The organism is Stenotrophomonas rhizophila (assembly GCF_000661955.1).
Classification (GTDB): Bacteria; Pseudomonadota; Gammaproteobacteria; order Xanthomonadales; family Xanthomonadaceae; genus Stenotrophomonas; species Stenotrophomonas rhizophila.
In genome coordinates this window covers 2,939,219-2,955,655 of the sequence record NZ_CP007597.1, presented here as the reverse complement: position 1 = coordinate 2,955,655, position 16,437 = coordinate 2,939,219, and the positions used below count along the sequence as shown (strand labels likewise).

The 16,437-nt window shown below is 67.9% G+C and carries 18 protein-coding genes; 13 read left to right on the top strand and 5 right to left on the bottom strand.

Translation table 11 applies throughout. The features are described 5' to 3' along the window. The first annotated feature begins 17 nt into the window (after positions 1-17). From DX03_RS12810 to DX03_RS12790, 5 genes are all read left to right on the top strand, one after another. Complete coding sequence (locus DX03_RS12810; protein ID WP_038689292.1) at positions 18-614, top strand: phosphatase PAP2 family protein; 597 nt, start codon at positions 18-20, stop codon at positions 612-614. Then, the gene (locus tag DX03_RS12805; RefSeq protein WP_038689290.1) at positions 601-1,566 is read left to right on the top strand and encodes a fatty acid desaturase family protein; all 966 of its coding nucleotides are present in this window, start codon (positions 601-603) and stop codon (positions 1,564-1,566) included. Before DX03_RS12810 ends, DX03_RS12805 begins: the two co-directional genes overlap by 14 nt. 98 nt (positions 1,567-1,664) lie before the next feature. Next, complete coding sequence (locus DX03_RS12800; protein WP_051598854.1) at positions 1,665-2,642, top strand: HlyD family secretion protein; 978 nt, start codon at positions 1,665-1,667, stop codon at positions 2,640-2,642. Positions 2,643-2,713: 71 nt separating this feature from the next. Then, positions 2,714-3,649 carry an ABC transporter ATP-binding protein gene (locus DX03_RS12795; protein ID WP_038692341.1) on the top strand — a complete coding sequence of 312 codons (936 nt, stop codon included), beginning with the start codon at positions 2,714-2,716 and terminating at the stop codon, positions 3,647-3,649. Continuing rightward, positions 3,646-4,761: an ABC transporter permease gene (locus DX03_RS12790; protein WP_038689288.1), complete on the top strand. Its 1,116-nt coding sequence runs from the start codon at positions 3,646-3,648 to the stop codon at positions 4,759-4,761. Before DX03_RS12795 ends, DX03_RS12790 begins: the two co-directional genes overlap by 4 nt. A 126-nt stretch (positions 4,762-4,887) precedes the next feature. Here DX03_RS12790 and miaB read toward each other — a convergent pair whose 3' ends face one another. Beyond that, positions 4,888-6,345, bottom strand: coding sequence for a tRNA (N6-isopentenyl adenosine(37)-C2)-methylthiotransferase MiaB (miaB, locus tag DX03_RS12785; protein WP_038689285.1), 1,458 nt, complete (start codon positions 6,343-6,345; stop codon positions 4,888-4,890). Between the two features lie 199 nt (positions 6,346-6,544). On the opposite strand from miaB, the gene DX03_RS12780 reads away from it, so the two are divergent. From DX03_RS12780 to DX03_RS12755, 6 genes are all read left to right on the top strand, one after another. Beyond that, positions 6,545-7,489 carry a lytic transglycosylase domain-containing protein gene (locus DX03_RS12780; RefSeq protein ID WP_038689283.1) on the top strand — a complete coding sequence of 315 codons (945 nt, stop codon included), beginning with the start codon at positions 6,545-6,547 and terminating at the stop codon, positions 7,487-7,489. Between the two features lie 182 nt (positions 7,490-7,671). Further along, the gene (petA, locus tag DX03_RS12775) at positions 7,672-8,292 is read left to right on the top strand and encodes a ubiquinol-cytochrome c reductase iron-sulfur subunit (protein ID WP_038689281.1); all 621 of its coding nucleotides are present in this window, start codon (positions 7,672-7,674) and stop codon (positions 8,290-8,292) included. Positions 8,293-8,294: 2 nt separating this feature from the next. After that, positions 8,295-9,554 carry a cytochrome b gene (locus DX03_RS12770; protein ID WP_038689279.1) on the top strand — a complete coding sequence of 420 codons (1,260 nt, stop codon included), beginning with the start codon at positions 8,295-8,297 and terminating at the stop codon, positions 9,552-9,554. Beyond that, positions 9,547-10,293, top strand: coding sequence for a cytochrome c1 (locus DX03_RS12765; protein ID WP_038689278.1), 747 nt, complete (start codon positions 9,547-9,549; stop codon positions 10,291-10,293). The genes DX03_RS12770 and DX03_RS12765 overlap by 8 nt, the downstream gene beginning before the upstream one ends. Positions 10,294-10,453: 160 nt before the next feature. Further along, positions 10,454-11,089, top strand: coding sequence for a glutathione S-transferase N-terminal domain-containing protein (locus tag DX03_RS12760; protein ID WP_038689276.1), 636 nt, complete (start codon positions 10,454-10,456; stop codon positions 11,087-11,089). 149 nt (positions 11,090-11,238) lie between these two features. Next, positions 11,239-11,682, top strand: a complete 444-nt coding sequence (locus tag DX03_RS12755) for a ClpXP protease specificity-enhancing factor (RefSeq protein WP_038689274.1) — start codon at positions 11,239-11,241, stop codon at positions 11,680-11,682. A gap of 180 nt (positions 11,683-11,862) precedes the next feature. Here DX03_RS12755 and DX03_RS12750 read toward each other — a convergent pair whose 3' ends face one another. The 4 genes from DX03_RS12750 to DX03_RS12735 form a co-directional block, all read right to left on the bottom strand. Continuing rightward, a complete protein-coding gene (locus DX03_RS12750) occupies positions 11,863-12,219 on the bottom strand; it encodes a DUF3301 domain-containing protein (protein WP_038689272.1) in 357 nt (118 codons plus the stop codon). A gap of 81 nt (positions 12,220-12,300) precedes the next feature. Further along, positions 12,301-13,404 (bottom strand): DUF2272 domain-containing protein, encoded by a 1,104-nt coding sequence (locus DX03_RS12745; RefSeq protein ID WP_081797237.1) that lies wholly within the window; start codon positions 13,402-13,404, stop codon positions 12,301-12,303. 141 nt (positions 13,405-13,545) lie between these two features. Beyond that, positions 13,546-14,403 (bottom strand): carboxylating nicotinate-nucleotide diphosphorylase, encoded by an 858-nt coding sequence (gene nadC / locus DX03_RS12740; protein ID WP_038689271.1) that lies wholly within the window; start codon positions 14,401-14,403, stop codon positions 13,546-13,548. Beyond that, positions 14,400-14,669 carry a Trm112 family protein gene (locus DX03_RS12735; RefSeq protein ID WP_038689269.1) on the bottom strand — a complete coding sequence of 90 codons (270 nt, stop codon included), beginning with the start codon at positions 14,667-14,669 and terminating at the stop codon, positions 14,400-14,402. The genes nadC and DX03_RS12735 overlap by 4 nt, the downstream gene beginning before the upstream one ends. 59 nt (positions 14,670-14,728) lie before the next feature. On the opposite strand from DX03_RS12735, the gene purE reads away from it, so the two are divergent. Both purE and DX03_RS12725 read left to right on the top strand, forming a co-directional pair. Next, positions 14,729-15,232 carry a 5-(carboxyamino)imidazole ribonucleotide mutase gene (gene purE, locus DX03_RS12730; protein ID WP_038689267.1) on the top strand — a complete coding sequence of 168 codons (504 nt, stop codon included), beginning with the start codon at positions 14,729-14,731 and terminating at the stop codon, positions 15,230-15,232. After that, entirely contained in the window at positions 15,229-16,377 is a 1,149-nt protein-coding gene (locus tag DX03_RS12725; protein ID WP_038689265.1) for a 5-(carboxyamino)imidazole ribonucleotide synthase, read from the top strand. Before purE ends, DX03_RS12725 begins: the two co-directional genes overlap by 4 nt. Positions 16,378-16,437: the final 60 nt, after the last annotated feature.

Below are 16,437 nucleotides of genomic sequence, written 5' to 3'. Positions count from 1 at the left end.
CCACGCAACGATGGCCGTTGCGCCCCAACGCGCGCCAGGCGCTGGTGGCGCTGCTGGGGCTGGTGGCTGGCCTGACGGTGTTCATCGCGTTGCAGCGTGTCGTGGTGCCTCGGTATGTCTGGGTCACCCGGCTGGACGAGCAGATTCCGTTTGTTGCGCAGTCCTGGTGGCTGTATGTGGCGTTCTTTCCGTTCGTCGTGCTGGCAGCGGCCTACGCCAGCGCGGACCGGTTCCGCCGTTTCAGCAGTGCCACCTGCTTGGCCTTCGGTGTGGCCCTGGTCTGCTTCTGGCTGTTCCCCGAACATGTGCCCAGGCCCGATCCCGTTACGATCGACAATGCCTTCCTGCAGCAGCGCCTGGCCAGGCTTTGGCAGCTGGATCTGCCGTCCAACGGGTGCCCCAGCCTGCATGTTGCAGTGACGTGCCTGGCCTGTGCGGGGCTCTGGAACCGCCCCGGCAGGTGGGGGATCGGCCTTGCCGGACTGCTGATCTGCCTGTCGACCCTGACACTCAAACAGCACACCGCAATCGACGTCGTCGCCGGCGCACTGCTGGCCCTGGTCTGTACGCTGGCCACTTACCGACAAGGACGCGCTGCCCATGTGCCCGCCTAGATCACGTGCCGGCGACAATGCGGCGCTGAATCGCTTTGCCCCTGACCCCAGCCTGTTCGTCGTCAACCCGTGGACCGGCCTGCTGGCCCTGCTGGGCGACTGGGGATTGATCGTGGCGGCATTCGTGATGGCCATCGTGGTGCCGCATCCACTGACCTACCTGCTGGCGGCACTGGTCATCGCCCGCAGCCAGCTCGCGCTCGCGGTGATCATGCATGAGAGCGCCCACGGGCTGCTGTTGCCCCGGCAGCGGTTGAACGACTTGGTCGGTCAGTGGGCGGCCGCCGGGCCGCTGTTCATTTCGCTGCAGACCTACCGCGCCGGGCACCTCAAGCACCACCTGCATCCCATGCGCCATGACGACCCGGTGGCGGCGGTGTTCGGGCTGGCCGACTACCCGCAGCCGCGGGGCACGGTGGCCATGCGACTGCTGGCCGATCTATGTGGCATTGGCTATCTCATCAGTGCGTTCAAGCTGGTGCGCGGCGACTACAGCGCGATCATGCCTGCGGTGGACAAGTCGCGTAGGACGTTGGCCTGGGAGGTCGGTTCCATGCTGGCCAGCAACGCGCTCCTGTTCGGCCTGCTCGCCTGGTCCGGGCATCCGCTGCTGTACCTGGGCCTGTGGTTGCTGCCCGCGATCACCCTGCTTCCCTTCATGGGGCGGGTCAGGGCGATCATGGAACACGCCGGGCTACCGGCCTGCGACGATCAGAGCCGCAACGCGCGCAGCATCGTGCGCCGGAACTGGCAGACCTTTGTGTTCGGCCCCCACGCGGTCCACTACCACATCGAACACCACCTCTACGTGCGCATGCCCTTCTACCATCTGCACCGCGTCCATGCCGACCTGGTGGCGCAACGGTTGATTCCCGGCGAAAACCTTCATGACGGTTACATCGGGGTGCTGCGCAGCGTCACGCGCACGGTGCCGGATACGCCGCCCGTCTGATCCGGCCGCGATGCGCGCTGCCCGGCCGGCGCACCTTCACAGGCTGCGCCCGACGCGGGAGGCAGCATGCAGGCTCTGCTCCTGCCCGGATGCCTGCGATGCCCGCCCTGGTCCCGCCCGGTCGCCTCCCCTTGGCCTGCGTGGCGGCCGTGTTGCTGCTCGCCGCCTGCCACCCTGCGCCGCCTGAAGCCCTTGGCACCCTCGAATGGGACCGCATCACCGTACCGGCGCCCGCTGCGGAGACCATCGTCGCGGTCGCGGTCGCGGTGGTGGAAGGGCAGCATGTGTCCGCTGGCGCCCCCTTGCTGCAACTGGACGCCACCCGCACTGCCGCGCAGCTGGCCGCATTGCAGGCGCAGTCGCAACGCGCCGGACAGGCGCTTGAGGAACTCGAGCATGGCCCACGGGTGGAAGACATCGCCCAGGCCCGCGCCAATCTGGCCGCCGCGCGCGCACAGGCCGCGGACGCATCGGCGTACTACGCCCGCCTGCAGCCACTGGGACGGCAGCGCCTGGTGGCGGCGGCCGACGTCGACCGCGCCCGCGCCGCCGCTGGCAATGCAACGGGCGTGGTGCAGGCCGCCGAACAGGCATTGCTGGCGCTGCAGCATGGCACCCGCGCCGAGCAGGTGGCCCAAGGCGCCGCGTCGTTGCAGGCCGCGCAGGCCCAGCAGGCCGGACAGGCGGTTACGCTGGGCAAGCTGGCGCTGGTGGCACCGCGCGCCGGGGTGATCGACGCGCTGCCGTACCGGTTGGGGGACCAGGCGCCGGTGGGCGCGCCGCTGGCCGTGCTGCTGGTGGGAGACCATCCGTATGCGCGGGTGTACCTGCCCTCGGCGCTGCGCCCGTCGGTGGTGGTGGGGCAGGCGGCCCACGTTTACCTGCAGGGGCGCGACGGCGCCCTGACCGGTCGGGTGCGGGCGGTGCGCAGCGACCCGGTGTTCACCCCGTACTACGCGCTCACCGGTGAGGACGCGGCGCGGCTGAGCTACCTGGCCGAAATCGAGCTGGTCGGTACGGACACCGCCGCATTGGCCCGGTTGCCCGCCGGGGTGCCGGTGCGGGTGACGTTCTGATGCTCCCGACGGCGCGGACCGATCCCGCTGCGGCCGTACTGCCCGAACCGGCGGGGGCAGAGCCGCTGGCCATCCGCGCCCGCGGCCTGACCAAGCGCTTCGGTGACCTGGTGGCCGTCGACCACGTCGATCTCAGCGTGCCGCGCGCGAACGTCTACGGCTTCCTTGGCCCGAATGGTTCGGGCAAGTCCACCACCATCCGCATGCTGTGCGGGCTGCTCACCCCGAGCGAGGGCGACATCGAGGTGCTCGGCCTGCGCATTCCCGAGCAGGCCGAAGCGCTGCGCAGGCGCATCGGCTACATGACCCAGCGCTTCTCCTTGTTCGACGACCTGACCGTCCGCGAAAACCTGGAGTTTCTTGCCGCCGTGCAGGACATCCCGCGCGCTGCGGCACGCCAGCGCATCGACGCGCTGGTGGCGCAGTATCACTTTGAAGACCGCCAGAGGCAGCTGGCCGGAACCCTGAGCGGCGGCCAGAAGCAGCGCCTGGCACTGGCCGGGGCGGTGATCCAGCAGCCCGAGCTGCTGTTCCTGGACGAGCCCACCAGCGCGGTGGATCCGGAGTCGCGCCGCGACTTCTGGGAGAAGCTGTTCGACCTGGCCGATGCCGGCACCACGCTGCTGGTGTCCACCCACTACATGGACGAGGCCGAGCGCTGCCACCGCCTGGCCATCCTGGACCAGGGCGCATTGGTGGCCGACGGCAGCCCCGCCGAGCTGACCGCCGCGCTGCAGGGCCGCACCCTGGAGGTAGCCGCCCAGCAGCCGCGGCAGGCCCAGCGCCTGCTGGCCGGGCTGCCTGGCGTGCTCAGCGTGGCCCAGATCGGCAACACCCTGCGCGTGCTGCTGGCGCACGCCGGCGAAGGTGAGGACCGCATCCGCCAGGCGCTGCGCAGCGGCGGGCAGGGCGCCGAGGTCGTGCCGGCGGCCGCCAACCTGGAAGACGTGTTCGTGTCGGCCACGCGCGGACGCGACAGCACTGCGGCGCAGGGCGCCTCGCCATGAGCCTGCGCCGGCTGTGGGCGATCGTGCTGAAGGAGCTGCGCCAGATGCGCCGCGACCGCATCACGTTGGCGATGATCGTGGGCATCCCGGTGATGCAGCTGGTGCTGTTCGGCTATGCCATCAATCTCAACCTGCGCCACCTCGACACCGGCGTGGCCGATCAGGCCGGAACCTCGGCCTCACGTGCGCTGCTGATGGACATGGTGGCCACCGGGGTGATCCACCCGATCCTGCGCGTGGATACGCCCGAGCAGCTGGTGCAGGCGCTGCGCGAGGGACGCATCAGCATCGGGGTGGTGGTGCCGCCGGATTTCGAACGCCGCCGCTTCGACGGCCGCGAGGCCGTCCAGGTGATGGTGGACGGCAGCGACACCGTGGTGCAGAGCGCGGCGGTGCAGCTGGCGCAGGTGCCGTTGAGTACCCAGCCAGTGGGCAACGATCGGCCGTTGCGCAGCGGCGCGGTAGCCAGTGCCGGGCAGATCAGCGTGGTGGCGTTCTACAACCCGCAGCGGCGCTCGGCGATCAACATCGTGCCGGGGCTGATCGGCATCATCCTGACCATGACCATGGTGATGTTCACCGCCGTGGCCATCGTGCGCGAACGCGAGCGCGGCAACATGGAGCTGCTGATCGCCACGCCGTTGACCCGCAGCGAACTGATGATCGGCAAGGTGCTGCCGTATGCGGCGATCGGGCTGGTGCAGACCACGCTGGTGCTGCTACTGGGCATGTGGCTGTTCGATGTGCCGGTGCGTGGCAGCGTTCTGGACGTATACCTGGTGGCGATGCTGCTGATCACCGCCAACCTGTCGCTGGGGCTGTTGATCTCGACCAAGGCGCAGTCGCAGTTCCAGGCCATGCAGATGACGATGTTCGTGTTCCTGCCGTCGATCCTGCTGTCCGGCTTCATGTTCCCCTTCGCGGGGATGCCCAGGGTGGTGCAGTGGCTGGCCGAGGTGCTGCCGCTGACCCATTTCCTGCGGCTGGTGCGCGGCATCATGCTGCGGGGCGCGCGCTGGTGGGAGCTGTGGCCGGAGGTGCTGGCACTGCTGGCCTTCATCGCGGTGATGATGACCCTGGCGATCCTGCGGTTCCGCAAGCGGTTGGATTAGCAACGCCGACCGACGGTGGGCATGTGGCAACAATGATCCGGAGTGCCGATCAACGGTCGGCATCTACCGGGGCCGGCGGATACGGGTCAACGGTGGGGTAGGTGCCGACTGTTGGTCGGCACGCTGTTACGCCGTCACCATCCGCGCGCGCAGCGAATTGCTGTACGCCTCGGTGATCACCACGTCGACGAACTGGCCCACCAGGCGCGGGTGGCCGGGGAAATTCACCGAGCGCATGTTCTCGGTCTTGCCGGTCAACTCGTTCGGGTCGCGCTTGGACGGACCTTCCACCAGCACGGTCTGCACGGTGCCGACCATCTTTGCCGAGATGCCGGCGGCATGTTCATTGATCCGCGCCTGCAGCCGCGACAGCCGCGCGTGCTTCTCGGCATCGCTGATGGTGTCTTCCAGATCGGCCGCGGGCGTGCCCGGTCGGCGCGAATAGATGAAGGAGAAGCTGTGGTCGAAGCCGATGTCCTCGATCAGCTTCATGGTCTTCTCGAAATCCTCGTCGGTCTCGCCGGGGAAGCCGACGATGAAGTCCGAGCTGATCGAGATGTCCGGGCGCACCGCCCGCAGCTTGCGGATCTTGGCCTTGAATTCCAGCGCGGTGTAGCCGCGCTTCATCGCCGACAGCACCCGGTCGCTGCCGGCCTGCACCGGCAGATGCAGGAAGTTGGCCAGCTGCGGCACGTCGCGGTAGGCGTCCACCAGCGAGTCGCTGAACTCCAGCGGGTGCGAGGTGGTGAAGCGGATCCGGCCCACCCCGTCGATCTCGGCGATGGTGCGGATCAGCAGGCCGAGATCGGCGAACTCGCCCTCCCCATACGGGCCGCGGTAGGCGTTGACGTTCTGGCCGAGCAGGTTGATCTCGCGCACGCCCTGGGCGGCCAGCTGGGCCACTTCCACCACCACGTCCTCGAACGGACGGCTCACTTCGGTGCCACGGGTATAGGGCACCACGCAGAACGAGCAGTACTTGGAGCAGCCTTCCATGATCGACACGAAGGCCGAGCCACCGTCGGCGCGCGGCTCGGGCAGGCGGTCGAACTTCTCAATCTCCGGGAAGCTGATGTCCACCTGCGACTTGCCCGACTCGCGCCGCTGCCGGATCAGCTCGGGCAGGCGATGCAGGGTCTGCGGGCCGAACACCAGGTCGACGTGCGGGGCGCGCTTGATGATCGCTTCGCCTTCCTGCGAGGCCACGCAGCCGCCCACGCCGATGATCACGCCACGGCCGTTGTTCTTCAGCGCCTTCCAGTAACCCAGCTGGCTGAACACCTTCTCCTGCGCCTTTTCGCGGATCGAGCAGGTGTTCATCAGGAGCACGTCGGCCTCGGCCGGGTCGTCGGTGAGCTCCAGGCCTTCGGCGGCGGCGAGCACGTCGGCCATCTTGGACGAGTCGTACTCGTTCATCTGGCACCCGTGGGTCTTGATGTACAGCTTGCCGCGCACCGGTCCGTCCACCTTCGGCCGTGAGCCGGGCAGGGGAATCAGGTCGGGGCGGGGCGAATCGGGCGAAGCGGAGGCAGGCAAGGCGGAGCCGGCCGAAGTCGGCGCGGTCGAAGCTGGCGTCCCGGTCATGGCGCTTATTCCAGTCGGGTGGGCGGGCAGGCAGCCGGGAAGGCTGCTGGTAAGCCGCCCATTGTAGCGGGGAAGGGGGGAGGGCGCCGGGCGCCCGGGCCGGCCCGCGATGTGACGGCCGTCGGGGTTGGAGCCGGCGGTCCGTCAGTGGCGCGTCAAAGACTTGGCAACGCTCCGTTAACTTGGGACACTCGCCGCCATGAAGGGGATCTTGGGGATCGCTGCGCTGGCCTTGGCTGCGCTGACCGCTTTGCCGGCCAGTGCGGGCACCCTGTACAAGTGCATCGGGGCCGACAACATTCCCAGCTACGTCAGCAAGCGGGTGGCGGGCGCGTCCTGCAGCGTGGTCAGCAGTTACCGGCCCGGCCGGGACGCCCCACGCCGGTACGTGCCGCCTGCACCGACCCCATCCGCTGTCGTTGCGGCACCGGCCGCCAGCCCGGCCGCGGCCGATCGCGCCAGCACCGGCACCGCACTGACCGCCAGCGCGCCGGCCCAGCCGGCCACCGTGCTCAGCGCCCCGGCGGCGGCGCCCGCCTCGAGGCCCAACAAAGCCGGGCGCGTGGTCAACGGCCAGGTCTATTCCTACATGAAGGACGGGGTGCGCCACTACACCAGCGCCCGTCCCACCCAGCTGGCCAGCCTTGGCCAGGTGCGCACCATCCACTACAGCTTCATCGAGCGCTGCTACGCCTGCGGCGCCAACCCGGGGGTCAACTTCGGTTCGGTGCGGCTCAACACCACGGCCTTCCAGACCGAAATCGCCGCCGCCTCGCGCGAGTTCGGGGTGGAAGAGGCCGTCGTGCGTGCCATCATCCATGCCGAATCGGCCTACAACCCGACCGCGCTCAGTCGCGCCGGGGCACAGGGCCTGATGCAGTTGATGCCGCCCACCGCGCGGCGCTTCGGCGTCACCGATTCCTATGACGCAGCGCAGAACATCCGCGGCGGCGTGCAGTACCTGTCGTGGCTGCTCAAGCGCTTCAATGGCAACCTCACCCTGGCCGCAGCCGGTTACAACGCCGGCGAGGGCGCGGTGGATCGCCATGGTGGCGTGCCGCCCTACAGCGAAACCCAGTACTACGTGAAGCGGGTGGCGCAGTTGGCCGATCGCTACCGCGGTGCGCAGGCCACCACCCAATGAGGCACCGCGCCCATGGCGCTGGCGGCCCTTCATGGCGTAATGTCCTGCAGTAATGTTGTTCCGTAGTACCGCGTTGTGTGGCCGACTTCGGTTCAGCTACACTCGCGGCAGATTCAATGTGGACTGGCCCCCACCGGTCCACTGGCAGCCTCAAGCTACCTAAATCAATATCGGAGTGCCGGATGGCCAACGATGGGGTAAACGATCCAGTCAACACCGGACGTCGACGATTCCTTTCAGCAACCACCGCGGTGGTCGGAGCAGTCGGCGTCGGATTTGCAGCGGTACCGTTCATCAAGTCCTGGAATCCCAGTGCCCGCGCCAAATTGGCCGGTGCCCCTGTGATTGCCGATATCAGCGCCCTGCAGGAAGGCCAGCGACTGGTCATGGAGTGGCGTGGACAGCCGATCTGGATCGTCAAGCGTTCCAAGGCCATCCTGGAGGCACTGCATGGGCTGGACGATCGCCTGAAGGATCCCGAATCCGGCGAGAAGGACCAGCAGCCCGAGTACGTGCTCAAGCAGAACCCGGAGTTCCGTTCGATCAAATCCGACGTGTCGGTGCTGGTCGGGCTGTGTACCCACCTGGGCTGCTCGCCGGAAATGGTCGCCGAAATCCGTCCCGAGCCTTACGACCCGCAGTGGAAGGGCGGTTACTTCTGCCCGTGCCACAAGTCGCGCTTCGACATGTCCGGTCGTGTGTTCAAGGATGTTCCGGCACCGATCAACCTGCTGGTGCCGCCGCACCATTACCAGGACGACAACACCATCATCATCGGCGTTGACCCGCAGGGGGCGGCTTGATCATGGCCAACATCCTTTCCCGCACCGCCACCGGTGTCGCCGACTGGGTCAATGCCCGCGCACCGGGCCTGATGCCGGTCTACCGCAAGCATGTGAGCGAGTACTACGCGCCGAAGAACTTCAACATCTGGTACTACTTCGGTTCGCTGGCGCTGTTGATCCTGGTCAACCAGATCGTGACGGGCATCTTCCTCACGATGCACTACAAGACCAACGCCGCCGAAGCGTTCGCCTCCATCGAATACATCATGCGTGATGTGGAGTGGGGCTGGCTGATCCGCTACATGCACTCCACCGGGGCCTCGCTGTTCTTCATCGTGGTCTACCTGCATATGTTCCGCGGGCTGCTGTACGGCAGTTACCAGAAACCGCGCGAACTGGTGTGGATCCTGGGCATGCTGATCTACCTGGTGCTGATGGCCGAAGCCTTCATGGGCTACGTGCTGCCCTGGGGCCAGATGTCTTTCTGGGGCGCCAAGGTGATCATCTCGCTGTTCGGCGCGATCCCGGTGATCGGGACCGGCCTGACCGAGTGGATCATGGGCGACTACCTGCCCAGCGACGCCACCCTCAACCGCTTCTTCGCCCTGCACGTGATCGCCCTGCCGCTGGTGCTGTTGCTGCTGGTGGTGCTGCACCTGGGCGCGCTGCACGAGGTGGGCTCCAACAATCCCGACGGCGTGGAAATCAAGAAGGGTCCCAAGGGCAACCGCTGGTCGGCCACCGCGCCTACCGATGGCATCCCCTTCCACCCGTATTACACGCTCAAGGATGGCGTGGGCGCCGGGTTCCTGTTGATCATCGCCGCCTTCATCATCTTCTTCGCCCCGGCCTTCGGGGGGCTGTTCCTGGAACACGACAACTTCACCGAGGCCAACCGCTTGGTCACGCCCGAACACATCAAGCCGGTCTGGTACTACACCCCGTACTACGCGATGTTGCGGGTGGTGCCCAACAAGCTCGGTGGCGTGCTGGTGATGTTCTCGGCCATCGCGATCCTGTTCCTGGTGCCGTGGCTGGACCGTGCGCGGGTCAAGTCCTACCGCTACCGTGGCTGGTTGTCGCGGGTGCTGCTGGGCGTGTTCGCGGTGTGCTTCGTCTGGCTGGGCGTGATCGGCTCGGGCCCTGGCACCGACGCCCACGAAACCTATGTGGGCCGCGTGCTGACCTTCCTGTACTTCGCCTTCTTCATCACCATGCCGCTATGGACCAGGCTGGACAGGACCAAACCGGTACCGGATCGGGTGACCACGCATGACTGACCACTGGATTGTCCGGCTGGCCTGCGCGGCCGCCCTGATGTTGAGCAGCGCCATCGCCGGTGCCGCCGAGGGCGGCAAGACCCTGCAGGCCGGCAACGACCTGAGCGACCGGGCCTCGCTGCAGCGTGGCGCGCAGCTGTACATGAACTACTGCTCGGGCTGCCACGCGCTGAAGTACCTGCGCTATTCGCGCATGGCCGCCGATCTCGGGCTGAGCGAGGACGAGGTGATGAACAACCTCAACTTCACCGGCACCCCGATCGGCGAGCAGATCCCGGTGAGCATGCCCAAGGCGCAGGCGGAAAAGTGGTTCGGCAAGATGCCGCCGGACCTGAGCCTGATTGCCCGGGTACGCGGCAGCGACTGGGTGTACACCTACCTCAAGTCGTTCTACGTGGATCCGTCGCGGCCCCTGGGCTGGAACAACAGCCTGTTCCCGAATGCGTCCATGCCCAACCCGCTGTGGGAGATGCAGGGTCTGCAGCACGCGGTGCACGGCAAGGCGGAAAGCCCGGGCGCCGACCCGCCGGTGATCGGCCTGAAGATCGAGCAGCCGGGCAACGTGGATGCACAGCAGTACGACCAGACGGTGCGCGACATCACCAACTTCCTGGAGTACGCCGGTGAGCCGGCTGCGCTCAAGCGCCAGAAGCTGGGCGTCTGGGTGATCCTGTTCCTGGCCCTGCTGACCTTCCTTGCCTACCTGCTCAAGAAGGAATACTGGAAGGACGTGCACTGAGCCTCCAGGCGCCACCGAGCGTGGATCGATTCCGGCAGGGGTCGATCGGCCTATTGGCTTTTGTGATGGGCGGTTGCACACTCGGGTACTGTGACGACCGCTGGCAATGGGCTGGCGGCGCCGATACGACCGGCGGTTACCGGACGTTGGAGAGCCTTTGATGGCGGCGAGCGTACGCATGCGAAACACCTTGACGCTGTTTTCCTCGAACGACGATGTCCTGTGCCATCGCGTGCGCCTGGTACTGGCTGCCAAGGGCGTGAGCTACGACTTCGTCCCGGTCGACCCGCAGAATCCGCCCGAGGACCTGATCGACCTCAACCCGTACCATTCCGTGCCCACCCTGGTGGAGCGCGAGCTGGTGCTGTACGCGGCATCGGTGGTCAGTGAGTATCTGGACGAGCGCTACCCGCACCCGCCGCTGATGCCGGTCGATCCGCTGTCGCGCGCGCGCATCCGCCTGGCGATGCTGCGCATCGAACACGACTGGGTGCCGCAGGTGCAGGCCATCCAGCTGGGCAACAAGACCCAGGCCGAAGCCGGTCGCAAGCGGCTGAAGGAACTGCTGACCAGCGCGGTGCCGCTGTTCAAGGCCAGCAAGTTCTTCCTCAATCCGGAGATGAGCCTGGCCGACTGCGCCATGGCCCCGATCATCTGGCGCCTGCAGTCGCTGGACGTGCCGTTGCCCAAGGATGGCAAGTCGATCGAAGACTACGGCAACCGCATTTTCCGCCATCCCGGTTTCATCCGCAGCCTGACCGACCAGGAAAAGAAGCTGCGCGATCTGCCGGGTTGACCGGGCGCACCGGCGCTGTCAACGGGCCGGTGCACTGAATGAAAACGCAGGGCGGGCGCGCGCGGAGGCTGACCTGCGGGTAGGCGGGCGCGTACACTTGTCACTACGCAATCGGATCCCCGCAGCCGAGCAAGGCTCGGCTCTACCCCATGACTGAAGACACTTTCCGCATGACCAGCCACCGTCCGTACCTGTTGCGGGCCTTGGTGGAATGGATCAATGACAACGACCTGACGCCGCACATCCTGGTCGACGCCGGGATGCCGGGCGTGCAGGTGCCGCAGAGCGCGGTCAAAGACGGCCGGGTGGTGTTGAACATCGCCGAACGCGCCGTGGTACAGCTGCACATCGACAACGACGGCGTGAGTTTCTCGGCGCGCTTTTCGGGCACCAGCTACCCGGTGCACGTGCCGATTTCGGCCGTGCTGGCCGTGTACGCGCGCGAGACCGGGCAGGGCATGGCGCTGCCGGATGACATCCCCGGCCACGAACCGGGCCCGGAGGATGAGCTGCCGCCGGACGACAGCCCGACCCCGCCCGATGACGTGCCGCCCAAGCCCAGCGGCCGCCCGCATCTGCGCGTGGTGAAATAAAACACGCATGGCCGCCGCAAGGCGGCCATTCCACGTAGAGCCGACCGTTGGTCGGCTGCTCTCCGCAGGAATTTACGGTAACCCACCCGGTAGAGCCGACCGTTGGTCGGCTGCTCTCTGCGGAAATCCACGGCAACCGAACGACGTCAGCCGACCAACGGTCGGCTCTACCTCCCGGGGTTAGACGTCTTCGGCGCCGCTGGTGTCCACGCTCCGCCGGATCTCGCTGATGCGCGCCGCTGAGGGTCCGACGAACGACACCAGCTCGTCCCCGCGCAGCACCATGCGGCCGCTGTGGCGGTCCACGCCATCGTGCGAATACTCGAACTTGAACGTGCGCTCCCAGCCCAGCCAGCCGTTGGGCTTGCGGCAGACACGCAGCCCGGTGGAATGCACGCTCTGGTCCAGCCATTGCACATCGGCGGCGCGGCAGGCGTTGCGGCCCAGCTCGCCGGCACGCTCGGCGGCGGCGCGTGCAGAGTTCCAGAACGCGTACGCGAACGCACCGGCAATCATCAACAGGATCAAACTGGGCATGGGTGACTCGGGACGTTCTGAGCGGCTGGAACCCCCAAGATGGCGGCGAATCATGCTCGGATCAAGCCAGGTACGCGCCCGTCATCCGTCGGTACGAGGCGTGGCCGCGGGCAATGGCACGGGAGGTTTGGGTGGCGTAGCCGGTAACGACGACGGCCGTGCCGGGACCGGTGCCGCCTCCGGCGCAGCAGGCGACACCGGCACCGGGCGTGGCGGCGGCAACGGCTGGGCGGGGCCCGGTGGCATGCCATCCACGGCCGGTGATGGTGTCGTGGGCGAGGGCGGGAGCGCCGCAGGCGCGGTCGCCACCAGCTTCAGCAGCGCGGCCCAGTCCTGCCGGTTGAAGTTGCATTCCTCTTCGCGGCCCGGCGTGCATCCCAGTTCCATGCCATCGCTGGCATTGGCCTTGGCCGGCGGCAGTTCGATACGGCCGCTGCGGTCCAGCGACAGCTTGCGCATCGCCACGGTGTTCATCACGTTGCCGCCGATCAGGTACAGGGTGCGGTCGCCGCCCATGTTGGCCGCGATCACCACCTCGCAATGCGACTTCCAGTGGGTCACCGCGCCACTGCCCAGCGACTGCACCAGACCGCTGTAGCTGAGCGCTTCCCGGCGATCGCGCAGGTAGCACAGCAGGTCGCCCGGCGCGGGTTTTTCCTGCGCCGGATCGGCCATCCGGTACGGGCCGCTGTTCTGGTACGCCGCGCGGATGTAGTCGATATGCCGGGGCGAGCGGGTAAAGCCCGGCACGCTGGCGCGGGTCATCACCCAGGAAATGAAGGCGGCCGACCACGGGTTGTCGATCAGGAACGCACGGCAGTCGGTATCGGTGTAGCGCGTGCCCGGCGGGGCCATGCAGCTGGTTGCACCGGGCTGCCCGCCCATCGGCGACAGCGTACCGCTCTGGCGCCAGTACCCCACCACGCGTTGCCAGGCGACCATGCCGTTGTCGGCGAGGTGCACGTCCTCGGCCTCGGTCGCGCTGATGCTGGCCACGCGGCCGTCGCGGTCGATGAACGGGCGATACCAGAGCCGATGTTCGTTGCACGCGGTCTGCACGATGTTCACCGCCAGGGGGCTCAGCCCGAACCGGGGCGGGATGTCGCAGACCTCGGCCGCGGACGCGGTGGCCGGCAGCAGTGTCGCCAGCGGCGACAGGCACGCAAGCAGGAACAAGGGGCGCATACGCGCTCTCCGGGTGGGGGGCAGGGCAAGCCTCGCAGACCGGGTCTGCCGATCCCGTGAACGCCGCGCGCCGATGCCGCACGACCAACGGTCGTGCGGCATCGGCGGGGTGGGTGTCGACCGTGGGTCGACACGCGCGCCTCAACCCGGCGGCGGGCCCAATTTCAACGACAGGTCGATCGCCTGCACGTGCTTGGTCAGGCCGCCGATCGAGATGCAGTCCACGCCGTCCTCGGCGATCGCGCGCAGCCCGTCCAGGCCCACGCTGCCGGAGACTTCCAGCGGAATCCGCCCGGCCGCGATCCGCACCGCCTCGCGGCGCAGATCGGCGTCGAAATCGTCGATCAGAATGCGCTCGCAGCCCACGGCCAGCGCTTCGCGCAACTGGTCCAGATCCTCGACCTCGACCACCAGCGGCAGCTGCGGCCACTGCGCCCGTGCAGACTGCACCGCCGCCGTGAGCGAGCCCGCGGCGCGGATGTGGTTTTCCTTGAGCATCACCGTGTCGAACAATCCCAGCCGATGGTTGTCACCGCCGCCACAGCGCACCGCGTACTTCTGGGCCACGCGCAGCCCGGGCAGGGTCTTGCGGGTGTCCAGGATGCGTGCGCCGGTGCCCGCCACGGCGGCCACGTAGCGCGCCGTCGTGGTGGCCGTCCCTGACAGCGTCTGCAGGAAGTTCAGCGAGGTGCGTTCGGCGCTCACCAGGCTGCGGTTGCGCCCGTGCAGGATCGCCAGCACCGTACCGGCGGCAACGTGGTCGCCCTCGGCCACCCGCCAGTCGATCTGGACCTGCGGGTCCAGGGCGCGATGGGTGGCGTCGAACCACGGCCGGCCGGCGATCACCGCGTCCTGCTTGCACAGCAGGTAGGCGCTGTCGGGGCGGTCGGGCAGCAGTGCGGCGGTGACATCGCCGCTGCCGATATCCTCGGCCAGCGCCCGTGCCACATCGGCCGTTACCCCGGCGGCATCGGGTGCCGCAAGCTCGGCCCGGCTCATTTTTCCGGGAAGTCGGCGATCTGCGCGGTGGCGATGGCCTCCTCGGCCAGCAGCACCGGAATGCCATCGTCGACGCGGAACACCTGCTTGCGGTCGCGGGTCAGCAGCGCCTCGCGCAGGGCCAGCGCCTGGGTGCTGCCGTCGGCCTTGAGCACGGCGCCGGCGCCGATCGCGCGGTTGAGTGCCTCCAGGCCCTTGGCGTCCAGCAGGGACAGGGGCTGGCGGGTGTCGGGCGAGCACAGCAGGTCAAGCAGCTTGCGATCCATGGATTCTTCGTCTTGCGTGGAAGATGGCTAGAATACGTCTTTAAGGCAGGTGACGGCCAATGACCCCCAACCAATCCGCGCCGCTCGTCGGCATCGTCATGGGTTCCCGCTCCGACTGGGAAACCATGCAGCACGCCGCCCAGAAGCTCGATGCGCTCGGCGTTCCCTATGAAGTGAAAGTGGTCTCGGCGCACCGCACGCCGGACGTGCTGTTCACTTATGCCGAGCAGGCCGGCAGCCGCGGCCTGCGCGCGATCATCGCCGGTGCCGGGGGCGCGGCCCACCTGCCGGGCATGATCGCGGCCAAGACCGCCGTGCCGGTGCTGGGCGTGCCGGTCCAGTCCAAGGCCCTGAACGGCATGGATTCGCTGCTGTCGATCGTGCAGATGCCGGCCGGCATCCCGGTGGCCACCTTCGCCATCGGCAACGCCGGCGCGTCGAACGCGGCGCTGTTCGCGGCCGCGATGCTGGCCCCGGAGCAGCCGGCGATCGGCCAGGCGCTGGACGCATTCCGCGCCCGCCAGACCGAAGACGTCATGGCCCACGACGATCCGCGTCAATGAGCACCCGAACCGTAGGCATCCTGGGCGGCGGCCAGCTGGCCCGCATGATGGTGTTGGCCGGCGCGCCGCTTGGGCTGCGCTTTGAACTGTTCGACCCGGCCGCCGACGCCTGTGGTGCCCAGGTGGCGCCGCTGCAGGTGGCCGCGTTCGACGATGAGGCCGCGCTGGCTGCATTTGCCGCCCGCGTGGACGTGGTTACCTTCGATTTCGAGAACGTGCCCGCGCACAGCGCCCGCTTCCTGGCCGAACGCGTGCCGGTGTATCCCAACCCGGATGCGCTGGCCGTGGCCCAGGACCGCCTGAGCGAGAAGACCCTGTTCCAGCAGCTGGGCATTCCGCTGCCGCCGTTCGCCGACATCCGCAGCCGCGACGAACTGGCCGCCCGGGTGGCCGAGTTCGGCATGCCCTGCATCGTCAAGACCCGCCGCCTGGGGTACGACGGCAAGGGCCAGTTCCGCATCCGCAGCGCGGCCGATATCGATGCGGCGTGGGCCACGCTTGGCGAGTACGTCGAGAAGACCGGCCTGATCCTGGAAGGCTTCGTCGCCTTTGATCGCGAAGTCAGCGTGGTGGCCGTTCGCGGTCGCGATGGTGAGTTCCGTGCCTGGCCGGTCACCGGCAACTGGCATGTGGACGGCGTGCTGTCGGCCAGTCTGGCGCCGGCGCGGTTGAGCCCGGCCCAGCACGAGGCGGCCATCGGCCATGCCCGCGCGCTGGCCGAGCGTCTGGACTATGTCGGCGTGTTCGCGCTGGAGCTGTTCTGCCGCGGTGACGAGCTGCTGGTCAACGAGATGGCGCCGCGCGTGCACAACTCCGGCCACTGGACGATCGAAGGCAGCGAGACCTCGCAGTTCGAGAATCACCTGCGCGCCGTGCTCGGCCTGCCGCTGGGCGACACCCGGATGCTGGGGCAGGCGTGCATGCTCAACTGGCTGGGCGCGATGCCGGCTGCCGAGGCCGTGCTGGGCCAGCCCGGCGGGCATTGGCACGACTACGGCAAACAGCCGCGTGACGGCCGCAAGGTGGGCCACGCCACGCTGCGCGATGACGACGCGGGCACGCTGGCCGATGCGTTGGAAAACGTGGGCGGGCAGCTTGATCGCGGCGCCCAGGTCGCCCCGGTGGTCGCGGCGCTGCGCGGGTAGAACGGTGGGAGGATACCGGCGCCCCGGTCACGACCAACGGTCGTGACCTACCGGAATCTG